The 15,350-nt window shown below is 35.5% G+C and carries 16 protein-coding genes and 1 riboswitch; of the genes, 3 read left to right on the top strand and 13 right to left on the bottom strand.

Annotated elements, in window-relative coordinates; genetic code table 11:
• Positions 1–5: 5 nt before the first annotated feature.
• From OGZ34_RS00515 to OGZ34_RS00490, 6 genes are all read right to left on the bottom strand, one after another.
• Entirely contained in the window at positions 6–1,058 is a 1,053-nt protein-coding gene (locus OGZ34_RS00515) for a T9SS type A sorting domain-containing protein (RefSeq protein ID WP_263361843.1), read from the bottom strand.
• Positions 1,059–1,294: 236 nt separating this feature from the next.
• Positions 1,295–1,693, bottom strand: a complete 399-nt coding sequence (gene yiaA, locus OGZ34_RS00510; RefSeq protein WP_173965284.1) for an inner membrane protein YiaA — start codon at positions 1,691–1,693, stop codon at positions 1,295–1,297.
• 161 nt (positions 1,694–1,854) lie between these two features.
• Positions 1,855–2,394: a DUF4252 domain-containing protein gene (locus OGZ34_RS00505; RefSeq protein WP_173967557.1), complete on the bottom strand. Its 540-nt coding sequence runs from the start codon at positions 2,392–2,394 to the stop codon at positions 1,855–1,857.
• Between the two features lies 1 nt (position 2,395).
• Entirely contained in the window at positions 2,396–2,923 is a 528-nt protein-coding gene (locus OGZ34_RS00500) for a DUF4252 domain-containing protein (RefSeq protein WP_173967558.1), read from the bottom strand.
• 16 nt (positions 2,924–2,939) lie between these two features.
• Positions 2,940–3,398: a hypothetical protein gene (locus OGZ34_RS00495; protein ID WP_173967559.1), complete on the bottom strand. Its 459-nt coding sequence runs from the start codon at positions 3,396–3,398 to the stop codon at positions 2,940–2,942.
• Positions 3,385–3,894: an RNA polymerase sigma factor gene (locus tag OGZ34_RS00490; protein WP_173967560.1), complete on the bottom strand. Its 510-nt coding sequence runs from the start codon at positions 3,892–3,894 to the stop codon at positions 3,385–3,387. The genes OGZ34_RS00495 and OGZ34_RS00490 overlap by 14 nt, the downstream gene beginning before the upstream one ends.
• A 160-nt stretch (positions 3,895–4,054) precedes the next feature.
• Here OGZ34_RS00490 and OGZ34_RS00485 point away from each other — a divergent pair, with 160 nt between their 5' ends.
• Complete coding sequence (locus tag OGZ34_RS00485) at positions 4,055–5,527, top strand: S41 family peptidase (RefSeq protein ID WP_173967561.1); 1,473 nt, start codon at positions 4,055–4,057, stop codon at positions 5,525–5,527.
• 63 nt (positions 5,528–5,590) lie between these two features.
• On the opposite strand, the gene OGZ34_RS00480 is transcribed toward OGZ34_RS00485, so the two are convergent.
• The 7 genes from OGZ34_RS00480 to OGZ34_RS00450 all read right to left on the bottom strand — a co-directional run bounded on the left by OGZ34_RS00480 (position 5,591) and on the right by OGZ34_RS00450 (position 12,971).
• Positions 5,591–6,649 (bottom strand): YncE family protein, encoded by a 1,059-nt coding sequence (locus OGZ34_RS00480; protein ID WP_263361842.1) that lies wholly within the window; start codon positions 6,647–6,649, stop codon positions 5,591–5,593.
• 4 nt (positions 6,650–6,653) lie between these two features.
• Positions 6,654–8,507, bottom strand: coding sequence for a TonB-dependent receptor plug domain-containing protein (locus tag OGZ34_RS00475; RefSeq protein ID WP_263361841.1), 1,854 nt, complete (start codon positions 8,505–8,507; stop codon positions 6,654–6,656).
• Positions 8,508–8,534: 27 nt separating this feature from the next.
• Positions 8,535–8,737, bottom strand: a riboswitch (cobalamin riboswitch).
• A 67-nt stretch (positions 8,738–8,804) separates the two neighbouring features.
• Positions 8,805–9,341 (bottom strand): alpha-ribazole phosphatase, encoded by a 537-nt coding sequence (gene cobC / locus OGZ34_RS00470; RefSeq protein ID WP_263361840.1) that lies wholly within the window; start codon positions 9,339–9,341, stop codon positions 8,805–8,807.
• A complete protein-coding gene (locus OGZ34_RS00465) occupies positions 9,326–10,111 on the bottom strand; it encodes an adenosylcobinamide-GDP ribazoletransferase (protein ID WP_263361839.1) in 786 nt (261 codons plus the stop codon). The genes cobC and OGZ34_RS00465 overlap by 16 nt, the downstream gene beginning before the upstream one ends.
• 64 nt (positions 10,112–10,175) lie before the next feature.
• Entirely contained in the window at positions 10,176–11,855 is a 1,680-nt protein-coding gene (gene cobT / locus OGZ34_RS00460) for a nicotinate-nucleotide--dimethylbenzimidazole phosphoribosyltransferase (protein ID WP_263361838.1), read from the bottom strand.
• Positions 11,856–11,996: 141 nt separating this feature from the next.
• Complete coding sequence (gene cobU / locus OGZ34_RS00455) at positions 11,997–12,506, bottom strand: bifunctional adenosylcobinamide kinase/adenosylcobinamide-phosphate guanylyltransferase (RefSeq protein WP_263361837.1); 510 nt, start codon at positions 12,504–12,506, stop codon at positions 11,997–11,999.
• A gap of 102 nt (positions 12,507–12,608) precedes the next feature.
• Positions 12,609–12,971, bottom strand: a complete 363-nt coding sequence (locus OGZ34_RS00450; RefSeq protein ID WP_173967569.1) for a DUF5522 domain-containing protein — start codon at positions 12,969–12,971, stop codon at positions 12,609–12,611.
• 179 nt (positions 12,972–13,150) lie between these two features.
• On the opposite strand from OGZ34_RS00450, the gene OGZ34_RS00445 reads away from it, so the two are divergent.
• Positions 13,151–14,293 carry an ABC transporter substrate-binding protein gene (locus OGZ34_RS00445; protein WP_263361836.1) on the top strand — a complete coding sequence of 381 codons (1,143 nt, stop codon included), beginning with the start codon at positions 13,151–13,153 and terminating at the stop codon, positions 14,291–14,293.
• A 5-nt stretch (positions 14,294–14,298) separates the two neighbouring features.
• Positions 14,299–15,327: an iron ABC transporter permease gene (locus tag OGZ34_RS00440; protein ID WP_396192673.1), complete on the top strand. Its 1,029-nt coding sequence runs from the start codon at positions 14,299–14,301 to the stop codon at positions 15,325–15,327.
• Positions 15,328–15,350 lie beyond the last annotated feature (23 nt).

Genomic DNA, 15,350 nt, shown 5'->3' with positions numbered 1-15,350 from the left:
AGCGGTTACTTAATAATAATCTTTTTAGAAGTATTATTTACTTTTAAAATGTAATTTCCTGAAGTTACATTTGATACTTTAATTGTATTGTTTTGAATATCAGCTGGCTTGAAGTTTTGAACAGCTCTTCCGGTCATATCATATAAGTCAATAGTTTCTATTGTAACATCACTATTGCTTTCGATATGTAAATAATCTGTTGCAGGGTTTGGATAAATTGCTAAACTATTATTAATAGTTTTTTTTGTGTCGCCCAAGCCTAAAGAAGGAGATGTTACTTTAATGATTTTTTTAGTATGGGAACCTGTACTTACGTAAAGTGCGCCATTGTAAATTGCCATTTGTGCAGGAGTGTCGTAGTTTATGTTGAATCTGATAAATTGTTGCTGATCTCCATCTACACCACCAGCAGGAAAACGGAAAATTCTATTTTGTGATCCTGTAGAAATATACAAATCACCATTTGGCGCAACTACTAAATTCGTCGGATTGTTCATTCCTGAAATCAATTTGCTAACAACGCCATCAGTAGTTATTTTTTTAACAGCCCCGTCTAACTTGTCTACAACAAGTAAGTTGCCCGATTTGTCAAATGCCAGGCCGTTAGGTTGAATGAAGTTTGAAGCAAATGTAGTAGTTACTCCTTCAGGAGTTCTTTTTTTTATGTCACCAGAATTAGATTCCGAATAAAAAACATTTCCAGATGCATCTATTGCAATTCCGTATGGACTTCCTGAGGCAGAGTAGGTTGTGATAACTCCTGCAGGCGTTATTTTTTCAATCTCCTGAATAAAACCGGATCCTGCTAACCAAAGATTGCCGGCTGCGTCAAAAGCTATTTGTTGCGGAGTACCATTTACGGTAGCAAAATTGGTTTGTGCTAAATTAGGTGCAACTTTAGTTACTTTGTAAGTGTAATAATCGGCAACAAATAAGTTTCCAGATGCATCAAAAGCAATTCCGCTTGGAGTATTGAACCCTGTAGTTACATAATCTGTAGGGGTTTGTGCATTGATGCTTACTGTTGATAATAATGTAAAGAGTAAAATTTTTTTCATATAGGGCTGTTTAAATTTAAATTCAATTAAAGAAAAAACTCTCAGTGCAAAAGTTATGCTTTTGCTTAGAAAGTATAGGTATTGTTTTTTTTTATTTATTAAAATAGTAGAATTATTGTTGTTTTACTTCTCTTCATTTAAGAGTGTAAGCAATAAAAAGAGACGTAAATTTTGCAACAAAAAAAACTTTTAATACAAAGCTTTTTTAATTGTTAATTCACAATCTTTATAAGATTTTAATTATTTTGGCTAAATGCCATATTGTCTCTTGTGTTTTTTTGTACCGAAATAGCACCGAAAAGAGCTAATAAAAAAGCGAAAGCATAAAAACCTTTTTCGCTTGGTAAAATAGTGGCATTCCAAAGGCCAACGACTAGTAATACGATAGATAAAAGGGTTCCGAACCAACAGATTCCATAATAGATATCAGTTACCGGAAGGTTTTCCAGCCTGTCTCTTACACTTTTCTGTAATGAAACTACAGCAAACAGTCCAAACATTAAAACGGTGAAATAGTATCCTTTTTCGTTTAAAAGCATTTCGGCTCTTGCAAGCCCTACTATAAATCCAACTGTTCCTGCTCCAAGAGCTACCCAAGATGCCGCTATAAAGGCATTCGATGTTTTTTGTACCATAATTAGTTTAATAATTTTATTTTGGTTGATGGGCAAATATAGATAAATTCAGGTCATATCAAAACAAATACAAGTGGTATTATTCAGTATAATCTTCTAAAAATGTTAAATAAAAAAAGCTCCATAATTTGGAGCTTTTTCACTTTAATATAAGTAAGATGTTATGGTTTCATCAATTGCTGTAAAGGCTTTAATTGTTCCATGTCAATTTTTGATTCTTTCAAAACCGACATCAGGGTCATGATATTGTTAGGATTCATGTTTTTGCCTAGTACGCGCACCACTACAAAACCACTTTCTTTTTTGTTAGCAAAAACTACAAACTCTTCGATATTGTCGTCAGGTCCCACATAGCTTATGGAGGCTCCGTCTTTACCTGAACCAACTTTCATTAATTCCTGGTATTTTGGATTTTTCAGGATCTCTTTTAGTTTGCTGCGTTCTGTTTCAAATTGTGCCTGATTTTTAGGTGTCTCTTTAAAAGCCAGGATATTCATTTTGTCGAATGATTTTAGAGCTTCATTTTGTTCTGCAGATAATTTTGTTTTTTCCACATTTAAGATTGTTGACGAAATATCAAGTGCGATAAAATCTTTATTGTCTGTGTTTTCAACAAAATACTTCTGCAATGAAGGAGTAGAATTACAACTTACTAAAGTTAATAAAACTAAAAGGGCTGAGGTAATAACGTTTGCTTTCATCTTATTTTTTGCTTTTAGAAGCTTTTTTTAAGTCAGAGCCACCTGGAAGCTGCATCTTGTCTGTAAGTACTGAGATTTCGTTTAAGTCAAAATTACCTGTCAGGGAAAGTAAAACGCTTTCATTGCTTTTTGCGCCGTCAACAAACATCAGTAATTCTTTAATTTGTGTATCGCTTGCACCTGATTTTACCATTATACGTACATTTTTTCCGCTGTCGTTTACTTTCATAAGTTCTTCTAATCCGGCTGTTTTGATGTATTTATCAGCAGAAGCTTTCATATCGGCTTCGATTTTTGGATTTTTGGTTGTAAACACCTTTAAGTAATCTAACTTTTTAATTAAGTTAATGTATTGTTGGGTTTCTTTATCTGAAGCGTCAACTTTTACCTTGCTCATTAAATCGAACATTTTTTTGTTTACGATTACTGAGGTTACGTCGTCCTGACCATCAAATTTGTCAAATGCTCCCTGAGCATAAAAAGTGTGGCTAACGAATGCTAAAACTAGTGTTATGATGAAATTTTTCATTTTGATTGAGATTTAATTACTGTTTAAAAATTTTGTTTTTTGATTGTTCGTATTCTTTAATGTACTGTACACTTTCAATACCTACATTAACATTGTTTGATAATAAAGCCAAAGCTTTTTGCGTTGCGGCAAGTGCTTCTTCCGGATTATCGTAGGTTCCTAATTCTGTTTGCGCTGTAACTGGAGTTACATCTTTTTCGCTCACATAAAAATAGGTTCCAACTCCTAGTAAAACAACAGCTGAAGCTGCAATCGATAACCACGCTACTTTTCGTTTTTTAGTTTCTAGTGGTATTGTCTGCGTCGATTTCTGTTCTTTTACCTGAGAGAAATAACCAAACATAGGTTTGTATTGTTCCAAATGCTGCGCAACATCCGGTGAAGAAAAATATTCTTTTAATTGATTTTCTTCGGCAATAGTTGTTTCTCCCTCAAAGTATTTTTCTAATACATCTTCTATTTTATTGTATCCCATAACTGTGTGTATTAACCATTGATTCTCTTATTTTTTTTCTCGCTCTTGAAAGGGCTACTCTGATAGCCGTTTCGTTCATATTGACAATTTTCGCAATTTCGTCAAATTCATATTGTTCAACATCCCGTAACTGAATTAATATTTGTAATTGCTCGGGTAATTGACTTATAATTTTTTCAACCCATTCTAAACTATTCGAATCTTCCAGTTTCTTATCCAATTGTGGTTCCCGGTCGGTATAGTTATTGTGGACAATTTTAAGATTTCCGGCTCTTTTTGATTTTAACTGATCCAGACAATAATTTTTGGTCATTGTCATTGCAATAGCTTCAACGCTATTGTAAGTGTCCAGAGTATCTTTTTTGTTCCATAACTTTACCATTACTTCCTGAGTTGCATCTTCAGCTTCTTCGGTACTGGTTAATAATCTTTTTGCCAGACGAAAAACTTTGTCTTTAAAAGGATTTATTAATTCTATAAACACATTCTGATTCATAAAATTTGTTGGTTATTCGTTAGCTTATATAGTGAAGACGAGACACTATTATTTTTGTTACACGGTGTATTCAATTTTTTTTACAATAAAAAACAATAAAATTCTTAGAGTTAAAACTAAAGATAGTATTTTTACGTTACTAGTACATAGATACCACTATATGAAAACAATATTAAGAAGCGTACTGTTATTATTTTTGCTTGCTTTTTCTTTACAATCTTGTGAAGATCAGGATGATGTGGCGGCTCCAGCCTCGTTGCAGGTAAATGATTTTGTTTGGAAAGGCCTGAATCAGTTTTACTTATGGCAAGCTGATGTTCCTAATTTGGCAGATGACCGTTTTAGTAATCAGGAAGCATTAAATGCATTTTTGAGAGGATATTCTAAACCGCAGGATTTATTTCAGGATTTATTGAATAAACCAATAAGCAAATTCCCAAAAGGTCAGGCAATTGATCGTTTTAGCTGGATTGTAGACGATTATACTGTTTTAGAACAGGAACTTCAGGGAACTTCAAAAAATGCCGGTGTGGATTTCAGACTTAGTTACAAACCCGGAAGTACTACTGATTTAGTGGGTTATGTACGTTATATCATCCCAAATTCTGACGCTTCTAAAAAAGATATAAAAAGAGGAGATCTCTTTACGGGAATTAATGGAACGTCTTTGACGGTTTCAAATTATCAGTCGCTCTTGGCAGCTGATAGTTATACATTGAATATGGCTACTTTTAACGGTACCGGTTTTGATAGCAATGGAAAAACAGTTGCATTAGTAAAAACAACTTTAGATGAAAACCCTGTTTTTATAAATAAAGTGATTACATCCGGAAGCCGAAAAATAGGTTATTTAATGTACAATGGTTTTTATGCCAATTATGATGCACAGCTTAATGCAGCTTTTGGAGAACTAAAAGCACAGGGTATTACAGATCTTGTTTTAGATTTAAGATACAATGGAGGAGGCTCGATACAAACGGCAACACGTTTGGCAAGTATGATTACGGGACAGTTTACTAATAAGGTTTTTTCGAAAGAAAGATGGAATGCTAAAATTAATGAGTTTTATGAAAGCGAAGACCCTGAGTCATTGCTTAATAAATTTGTAGATAAAATTGATGGAACTGCGATTAATAGTTTGAACCTGACCAAAGTTTATATTATCACAACAAGTGGTACGGCTTCTGCAAGTGAATTGGTGATCAATGGGTTAGTGCCTTATATTTCAGTAATTCAGGTAGGAGAGACTACTGTTGGGAAAAACGTAGGATCGGTGACCTTATACGATTCTCCAACTTTTGGAAAAACAAACCGAAACCCAAATCACAAGTATGCGATGCAGCCTTTGGTGTTGAAAATTGTGAATGCTGCTGATTTTGGAGAGTACACAGACGGTTTAAAACCAACGTATGAAAAACTGGAGCGTATTACTAATTTAGGAGTTTTAGGAGATCCTACAGAGCCATTGTTGAGTGTAGCAGTATCTCAAATAACAGGAGTAAGTGCGAAAAAAACAGGCGAGGACAGTGGGGTAACTTTGAAAGGCTTTACAGATGCTAAAGCAATGGACGGAATTAAAAATCAAATGTATCTTGAAAAAGCTCCCGAAGGACTTTTACGAGCATTGAAATAAAAAAAAGGCTTTCATTTCTGAAAGCCTTTTTTTTTGGTCAAAAACCAAAACTAATTTTAAAAATTAATCGTTGAAGTAGAAACCGTTTGGTCCAACACCAACTGTTAATTCTTTTTGTAATGTTCCACTTAAGTTGTAGATGTAAGCTTTACTGTTTGATTTAAAATCACCTCCGTCAGCAATAAAAATTCTGTCATCTTTTACAGTAAAACCATACATTTTTCCGTAATCAGAAGTTGAAGTATATTGGAAAATTGGAGTAGTTGAAGCCGTAGTTGCAGTATAATCTATTGCATAAACTGCCGTATTTAAGGTGTAGTATATTTTGTTATTGTAAATGTCTAAGTTTTTAACGCCGTCAAGTGACTCCGGGAAAGTGATTTTAGTGATAGAGTTATCTGATAATTTTACTTTTACAATTTCGCTTCTTTCTCCATAAGAACTTCTGATTGCATATAAAATACCATCTTTCTCTTCCATAGTATCTGCTCCAAAACCAATAGTTAATGAAGTTTCCAATTTGTTTGTAGCCGGATTAACCACAAGTAATTTGTCATTATTGTAAGGTTCTGTTACATAAAGCTTGTTGTTGTGAAGCTCGATATGGTTTGCAGTTGTATTTAACGGTATTGTTGTTTCTACTTTGTTGGTAGCTAAGTTGATTACAGCGATAAAATCATCGGTGTTACCAGCCGGGTTTGTTTTAGACCAATACGTATTAGCATTCGTTACATAAGCCTTACCGTCTTTTACAACACCGTATCTTGGTGCGTTTAAACCAGTTTCAACTTTAGCTAATAGTTTAAAGCTATAACGGTCTACTACATTAATAACATTTGAACCACCGGCAATAATATAGGCCTTGTCTCCGTCAAAAAAGATGTTTTGAAGAAATTTTCCAACAAAATCAGTAGTGTTTACCGTTTTGTAAACATCTTTATTGAAAGTGTTTAAATCGTCAGAGATGAAAGAAACAGAACCACCATCAGTAGAATTTCCTTCATTTAAGATGAAAATTCCATTATCATAAACTCCTTTAGGATTGTCGGAGTCGTCGTCATTAGAACAAGAAACAAAAAGCGATACGCTTAATGCTAATAAAAATAATCTAGTCAGTTTCATTATATTAAAATTTAAGGTTTAAGTACAGGTTGTAATTTCTTCCCGGCATTGGTCGGTGTTCCAGACTTTGATAAAATGCATTCCATACATTCAGCACCTGAATACCTACCCTGAAAGAAGATAAAAATTTAAAATCGTAATCTAGACCAACGTTTGAAACTGTATAAGCCGATACGATTTTTTCGGGATCGTTGTCTGCCTGTGTGTATACAAAGCCATTATAGAGAAATTGATAATGGGCTGAAATGTTGTTTCTGGAGTAGGCAACGGTAGCAGTAACTTTATGAAAAGGGACAAAAAACAATTGTTTTTTGGTTTCGACATTTTCTGAAACTGTATAAGCATAAGTCGCATTAGCAGTCAGGTTGTTTTTGCCAAAACTCTTTTTCCAGCTCAATAAGGTTTCGGCCCCATAACTGTTCACTTTGTCTGTGTTTTGCGGCCTCCAGATACCATTATTTCCGGGAACCCATTGCAACAGATCTTTTATTTTGATGTAATAAAAAGTCTGAGTCAAAGAAAAGTTCTGAACGGTAAAAATATTTCCAATTTCCGCCTGATAAGAACTCTCCGGTTTTAAATCACGATTTCCGCCTTCTTCCCAATACAAATCATTAAAAGTTGGAATTCTGAAATTTCGGGATACATTCAATTTCAAATTATACAGTTTTCCAAACTGATATGAAGAACCCGCTGAGAATAATACAGGAGATTTATAATTGTCTGTAAACTCTTTGCGAACCCCAAATTCGTTTTTCCAATTAGGGGAAGCATCTTGTTTTATAAGTAAAGCTGCCGAACTTATTTCTCTCACATTATCTCCAAAACCACTTCCGTATCCTTTGGTTCGGTTATAGTCCAGAATACCATTTAGTTGTATGGATTTTAATAATTGATAGCCCAAATCAGCTTTTGTAGTTAAACTTTCGGTTTTTCCGTAGGTATAAATATTGCTCGAATTATCGGCATAATATTTATAGTTTTCGAAAATGTAGGCCGTTTTAAAATTGGTTTTGAATCTGCCAAAATCGCCGTCGTATTCTAATAAGTTTCGATTAAAACCATTGACATATTTGCTTTTCGTTTCAGATTCGGAAACCAGTGAAGTATTTCGGTCTGTGTTGGAAGTTTGGGTATATAATTTTAAACTGTTTTTAGCATCAATTTTATAACCTGCATTTGCATTTAGCGATATAACATCGTATTGACCGTTTTGATTCCAGCGCTGTTCGCCTTTCCAGTTGTATTGATTGAGATATTTGTAATCGTTTGTCGAACTGTTTTTAGAGAAACCAATCTGAGCGCTCCATTTTTCGTTTGAAATATTGGTTTTGTAATTAATTCCAATCGTATTAAAACTTCCGTAATCCAGTTTTAAAGTATTCTCAAATCGATTATAAAAGGCCAGATCGTTATTTAAATGCACCGTTCCTCCAACCGCTCCACTGCCGTAAATAACACTTCCTCCTCCGGCTTTTACGCTGATCGAATTATAATCGGAGCCGGGAATGGTATTAAAATCGGTACTTCCATTCATTTGAGAGTTAATGTTGATTCCGTTCCAGATTACTGCTGTTTGCGATGAGGTCGTACCTCTGAATGCTACGGTAGAAAGCATTCCACGACCGTATTCTTTAAAATAAATAGTCGAATTAAAGTTTAACAAATCAGTCAGTAAAGCCTCATTCTTGCCAATAACAGAATCGTTTAGTTTTAAAACCGATTGCGAACTGGAGTATTTTTTAAGATTGGCGTCGGAAACGACAACATTTTTAAGTTTAGTAATAGAATCACTTTGCGCCGAGATAATCTGACACAAGCACAATAAGTAAAAGACAAAAAGTTTTTTTAAAGCCATAATTTCTACACTCTTTTTCCCGAGAGCTCGATATTGGTTACAAAGGCAGGTCTCCTGGCTTGCGTCTTGTTGTTTACCTTCCCATTCGCCAGAGCGAGCAGTGGTTTTGTAGTTAACAACAAGCATTCTTTTCAGAACAAAGCTTACAGTTGCGGGTACAGCTCAAGATTTATTACTTGATTCCCTTTTAATGTGTATGAATGAACACAACCTTAATTTTGTGCAAAGATAAAGTTAAAATTATTGAATTTTCAAATTTGTTTTAGTTTTTAGAAGGAATTCTAAACAAATCGCAATTTAATACTCTATTTTAATAACCTGTCCGAAGGCTACTTTGTTGTTAAAGGCATCTTTCAGAGGCAATGCAGACTGATGGCATAAAATACTTCTGATTACACCCGCATGAGAGACAATTACTACAGGAGTGTTTTTAGGGTTTAAAATGTGCTCGTTTAAAAAAGCACCCACCCTTTCATGAAGTGCTGTAAACGATTCGCCGTTGGGTACCTGCGTGGTGACAAAATCTTCCATCCAGGGATTAAGCTGCTCTGAAGGAATAGCCTCCCAGTTTTTCAATTCCCAATCGCCAAAATTCATTTCCATCAGACGATCGTCTTTAATAAAGGAAATAGGGTTTGTCTTACTCTGAATGTATTCTGTCAGCGTGACACAGCGTTTTAATGGACTTGAAAAGAGTAGGGCTTCTGAGGGTAATTGCGAAACAATTTTATCAAAAATAGTTTCAAACGGAGCTGCCAAATCTACATCAGACTGACCGTAGCAGATTCCTTTTTCGCAAGTGGTTTCGGTATGGCGAACTAGATAAACTTCCATATCAAAAGAATACTTAAATAATATATTACTTCACAAACCTGTTGCGTTGCTCCCAGACAGTCACCGGTATAACCATCAATCCATTTTTGGAAATAACGGGCTAAGAAGTAACGCATAATAAATACCGGAATTATAGCTAAAAGGAATTTATACTCAAAATAAGAAAACACCAGTAAAGGAATCAATCCGAAGAAAAAGGAACCTGTAATTTCTTTCCAACTGTGTTTTTTGGCTATTGGCTTACTTTTACTCGTAGCATCATCACGAGAATATTCATGGGTAAAAATGATAGATATTGCTGCCAAACGGCTTAAAGAATGAGCAGAAATAAACAAAAGAAAAATTAGAAAAATGTTATTAGTGAAAAGGGAAACGGATTCAGCAAGTAATTTGAATTTTAGTAAAAAAAGCAGCACCAAACCAATTGCTCCGTAGGCGCCTATCGCGCTGTCTTTCATAATGAGCAGGATTTTTTCTTTGGTCCATCCGCCTCCAAAACCATCACAAACATCGGCAAAACCATCTTCATGGAAAGCTCCGGTTGTGAGTATCGATGCGATTATAGCTAAAAGAACAGCGGTTTCTGTAGATAGAAAAAGTGACGAAAGGTAAAAGGTCAGGAAAGAAATGCTTCCAACAATCCAGCCAATAAAAGGAAAGTAGCGTGTAGCCTTGTTTAAATAATCCGGATCGTGATTGATGTTTTTAGGACATGGGATTCTGGTATAAAACATTAAGCAGGTAAAGAAAATATGGAGTTCTTTTTTCATTTAAGATAATTGATTAGGACAAAATTAAAGGATAAAACTGTAAGCTGTAAACTGAGACTGAAAACTATTTCCTGCTAACTCCTGCGCTTTCAAAACTGGCCATTTCATTCAGAAAAACTTCAGCCGATTTGATAATAGGAAAAGCAATCGCGCAGCCTGTACCTTCGCCTAAACGCAAATCCAGATTTAAAATTGGTTTCGCGTCTAAATAATTCAATAATTTCTGATGTGCTTTTTCGGCGGAGCAATGACAGAAAACAGCATTTTTATGAATGTTGGGATTTATTTTTGAAGCAACCAAAAAGGCTGTACTACAAATAAAGCCATCGACCAGAATGAGCATATTGTTCTCAAAAGCGGTTAACATTCCGCTGGCAATTTGCATGATTTCAAAACCGCCAAAATAGGCCAGTTGTTGGTTTAATTCTGCAGGGCCTGTATAATTTTCAATGGCTTTTCGCAGTAAGTTTTGTTTTTGAAGTAATTTTTCATCTTCAACACCCGTTCCTTTTCCTACACATTCTTCGATAGAGAATCCGGTTAGAAGGCTCATTAATACCGAGGCAGTAGAGGTGTTTCCGATTCCCATTTCTCCAAAGCCAATACAATTGGAGCCTTTTCTCGCAAGGTCTTCCACAATCGATTTTCCTTTTTCGAAACACAATTGTAATTCTGCTTCACTCATTGCCGGAATATGTAAAAAGGATTGGGTTCCTTTGGCTATTTTGGCATTGATTAGATTGGCATTTGTTGGAAAATCATAATTCACACCGGCATCGACGATTGATAACTGAATATCATTTTGCTTGCAGAAAACATTAATGGCAGCCCCTCCTTCCAGAAAATTATTGACCATCTGTCTTGTAACATCTTGCGGATAGGCGCTGACACCATGATTGGCAATGCCGTGATCGGCAGCAAAAACAACAATGGAAGGATTTGTAATTTTAGGGTTTAAAGTTTCAAAAACAGTCGCCATCTGAAAAGCAAGAGTCTCAAGAGTTCCTAAAGCACCAATGGGTTTGGTTTTAGAATCTATTTTCTCCTGTAGCAGCGTACTGAAATTACTAATTGTACTGTTTTCTTCTTTAGATTTTAAAGGAAAATCCGACACCTGATTTTGAACGATGTTTTTAATCTCTTTACAATCCGGAACCTCTGATTTTTGTTTCCAGTGTAATTGCTGTAACATGGGTTGATTATCATAATTTGTAGCAGGTTTTCCGATACAGAAATAACCCAGTGGCTCTATATTTTCAGGTAAATCGAGAATTTTCTTAAACTGATAATAATTCAAAATAGACACCCAGCCCATTCCGTAACCTTGTTCTGTTAGGGAGAGCCAAATGTTTTGTGCCGCACAAACTGAACTAAATTTTACTGCTTCGTTGCTGCCCACTGTTCCAATTGTAAAATGGTTTAAGACCGATCTGTCGTAGGCGATGATGAGTCCGATAGGTGCTTCTTCAATTGCTTCTAGTTTTAAGGACTTATAATGTTCTTTTTGTTCAGGGTTGTCGGTAAGCTCTTCAGCTTTTTTGTTGTACTCTAAAAAAAGTTCTTTGATGGCGCTTTTGACTTCGACCGATTTGATAAGATAATATCGGGTTGCATCAGTTAATCCAACAGATGGAGCCCAGTGCCCGGCTTGTAATGCTTTTTGAATCACTTCGTCAGGGACCTCATCATTTGTAAAGTGGCGGGTATCACGACGTGATTTTAATATATCGTCTAAATGGCTCATAATTTTTAAATTCCAAGTTTTTAAATTCCAATTTCGAAATCGATTGTAAAAATCAATTCAAATAAGAATTTTAAAGTTTAAGTAAAGATAAAGTATAGTGTTGGAATTTGGAATTTAAAAATTTGGAATTTATTTTCATCGCTATCCTTTTATCTTAACAGGAATTCCGGAAACCATTAGGACTACTTCATCTGCATTTGAGGCAAGAAACTGATTCATCCAGCCTTGTAATTCGGTAAATTTTCTCCCAATGTGAGTCTCGGCATGAACACCCATTCCAATTTCGTTGGTTACAATAATTAATGTAGCATTTTCCTGCTGGGCTATCGACAGAAATTCTTTTTTTGCTTCCTCTAAACTTAGGGATACATCATTTTTGTGGTCGATAAAAAAGTTCGTCAGCCAAAGGGTTACACAATCTATTAAAGCCACTTTTTCAGAAAAGTCAATTTCACTTAAGTATTTCTCTTTTTCAATATTGGTCCAGCGTTCGTCACGTTCCTGTTGGTGCCTGTCGATTCTGTTTTGAAAATCGTCGTCCCATTTTCTGGCTGTCGCTACATATATAGGTGCGTTTGAAAGTTGTAAGGCCAGATTTTGGGCGTAACTGCTTTTTCCTGATCGTTCGCCGCCGGTAATTAGGTAGATCATTTTAATTGTTGATTGTAAATTGTTGGATGTAAAATGTAAAATGTTGATTATGAGTTTTGGGGTGTTTGTGTGTAATAATTCATAACTCAAAACTCATAATTTTCAATAAGGGCAATGTCGGCAATCGTTTCCACAGCAGCTTCCTCTTTTTAAGTGAAACCACGATTTATAAACATAATTTCCGTTTTCGATATAATAATCAATGCCCTCAATTAGTTTCTCTTGTTTGGGTAAAGATATTGCTTTATTTTTAAGTGCTTTTTGAGGGGTAAGAGTTTCTACGTAGGCATCAATTTTATCTTCACAGGCTTCTTTAAAGCAAACGGGACAAAGACAGTCTCCACCAGACGAAAGATTAAAAATAGGGGGAAAATCATTACACCAACACTTGATTTCATTTGAAGTATCTCCACAGCTGAAAGAAGATTCACAGCTTGAGCAGACTTTTGTTTTTATGGGATTCATGGGGGGAAAATGAGGTTTATTTGGTTTTGTAAGAATAAAAGTAAACAAAAAATTTAGAAATTGCGTTACCTTTGTCAGTAATGAAATTGTAAAATTTAAAAGGAATACGATTCAAATTACATGCCATAAAAGCAGAAGAATGAAGCCGGATTTCCTTGAAAAAATAATAGAACCTATATATGAGACATTTACTACCTAAATTGATTTTTATTTTACCTTTTTTTCTTTTTGTCGGATGTAAAAAAAATGAAACTCCTGAAATTGTAAAAACTGAAATTGCAAAAAACAGTATCGAGTATGCCTCCGGACTTTCGATCGTAAAGCACGAAGGATATTCAGTAGTAACCGTTTCAGATCCGTGGCCAGATGCACATGCAAAGTTTACTTATGTTTTGAAAGAAAAAGAAGCAAAAGTACCAGACAGTTTACAAAAGTATACGACAATCAAAGTTCCTTTAGAGTCCATCGTAGTAACTTCAACCACTAATATTCCGTTTTTGGAAATGCTGGAAGTTGAAAATAAATTGGTAGGTTTCCCGCATACCGATTACGTTTCTTCTGAAAAAACAAGAGCTTTAATAGATAAGGATGCGGTTAAAAATGTTGGTCAGAACGAGAAACTGAATGTCGAACAATTAATAGAATTATCTCCAGACTTAATAGTAACTTTTGGAGTAGACAATAACAATTCGATGCTTGATAATTTGAAAAAGAGCGGTTTAAATGTTTTGATTCAGGCCGACTGGATGGAGCAATCTCCTCTTGGAAAAGCAGAATGGATTAAGCTTTACGGGGCCTTATTTGGTAAAGAAGAACAGGCAAAGGAATTGTTTGATAAGATTGTGCTGAGTTATGAGCAGGCTAAGAAATTAGTAGCAGGTAAAGCGGCGACTTCAAGTGTTTTATACGGTACTATGTACGAAGATGTTTGGTATGTAGCGAAAGGAAACAGCTGGGTAGCACAGTTTATGAAAGATGCGCAGGCCAATTATTTATGGGCCGATTTAAAAGGTACGGGAAGCGAAGGTTTGTCGTTCGAGAAAGTATTAGTGAAAGCAAAAGCAGCTAATTTCTGGATTGCTTCGGGCTCCTTTAAGAGTCTGGACGAATTCGGAAAAATTAATCCGCATTACATGGAGTTTGATGCTTTTAAATCTAAAAATGTTTATACGTTTGAAGGTAAATCCGGAGCGACGGGAGGAACGGTTTATTATGAGCTGGCTCCAAGCCGTCCTGATTTAGTGCTAAAAGATTATATCAAGATTTTTCATCCGGAGTTGCTACCAAGTTATGAATTTACTTTTGCTTCTAAATTAAACTAAGTTCATTGATTCATAAAAAACGAAATATAATACTGTTTTCAGTACTCGGTCTGGTGCTGTTGTTTATGTTTTTCTTAGACATTAGTCTGGGGTCAGTCACCATTCCTTTTAAGGAAGTGTATAATAGTATGACCGGAAACCACGCCAGTAAATCGACCTGGGAATACATTATTGTTAATTATCGCCTGCCTAAAGCAATTACAGCTGTTTTGGTTGGAGTGGGATTGTCTGTAAGTGGTTTGCTGATGCAGACGCTGTTTCGAAATCCGTTGGCAGGACCCGATGTTCTTGGACTAAGTTCGGGAGCAATTCTGGCGGTCGCGATTGTAATTCTGGGTGCAGGTTTTCTACCCTCATTTTTAAATTCGATTTTATTATCACCATACGGAATCGTACTGGCTTCTACCACAGGGAGTATTTTAGTTTTAATGCTGGTTTTGCTAGTAGCGCAGCGTTTACGGAATACGATGGCAATTTTAATTGTCGGATTAATGTTTGGGAGTTTTACCAGCGCTATTGTTGGAGTTTTGACCTATTTTAGTTCAGCGGAACAATTGCAAAAATTTACTTTTTGGTCCTTGGGAAGTCTTGGGAATCTTTCCTGGACCTCGATTTCGATTTTGGCAGTTTGTGTTGCTTTCGGACTGTTTTTGAGTGCAGGAAGTATCAAACCGCTAAATGCATTGCTTTTAGGTGAAAATTACGCAAAAAGTATGGGACTAAATTACAAAAGGGCACGACTGGTGATTATTTTTGCGACAAGTATCCTGGCTGGAAGTGTTACGGCTTTTGCCGGGCCAATTGCCTTTATAGGTCTGGCGGTGCCACACATTGCAAAGCTGACTTTTCAGACTAGTAATCATGCTGTTTTATATTGGAGTACTTTTTTTTACGGAGGAATAATCATGTTGTTTTGCGATATGGCCTCACAATTACCGGGATTAGATACCACCTTGCCAATTAATGCAATTACGTCTATAATTGGTGCGCCAATTGTCGTCTGGTTACTCATGCGAAAAAGTAATTTTCAGTAAATAAATTAGCCACAGATTCAACG

This window comes from Flavobacterium collinsii (assembly GCF_946903285.1).
Taxonomy (GTDB): Bacteria; Bacteroidota; Bacteroidia; order Flavobacteriales; family Flavobacteriaceae; genus Flavobacterium; species Flavobacterium collinsii.
Note: the sequence above shows the minus strand (reverse complement) of the source record. Positions and strands in the feature narration are given on the sequence as shown.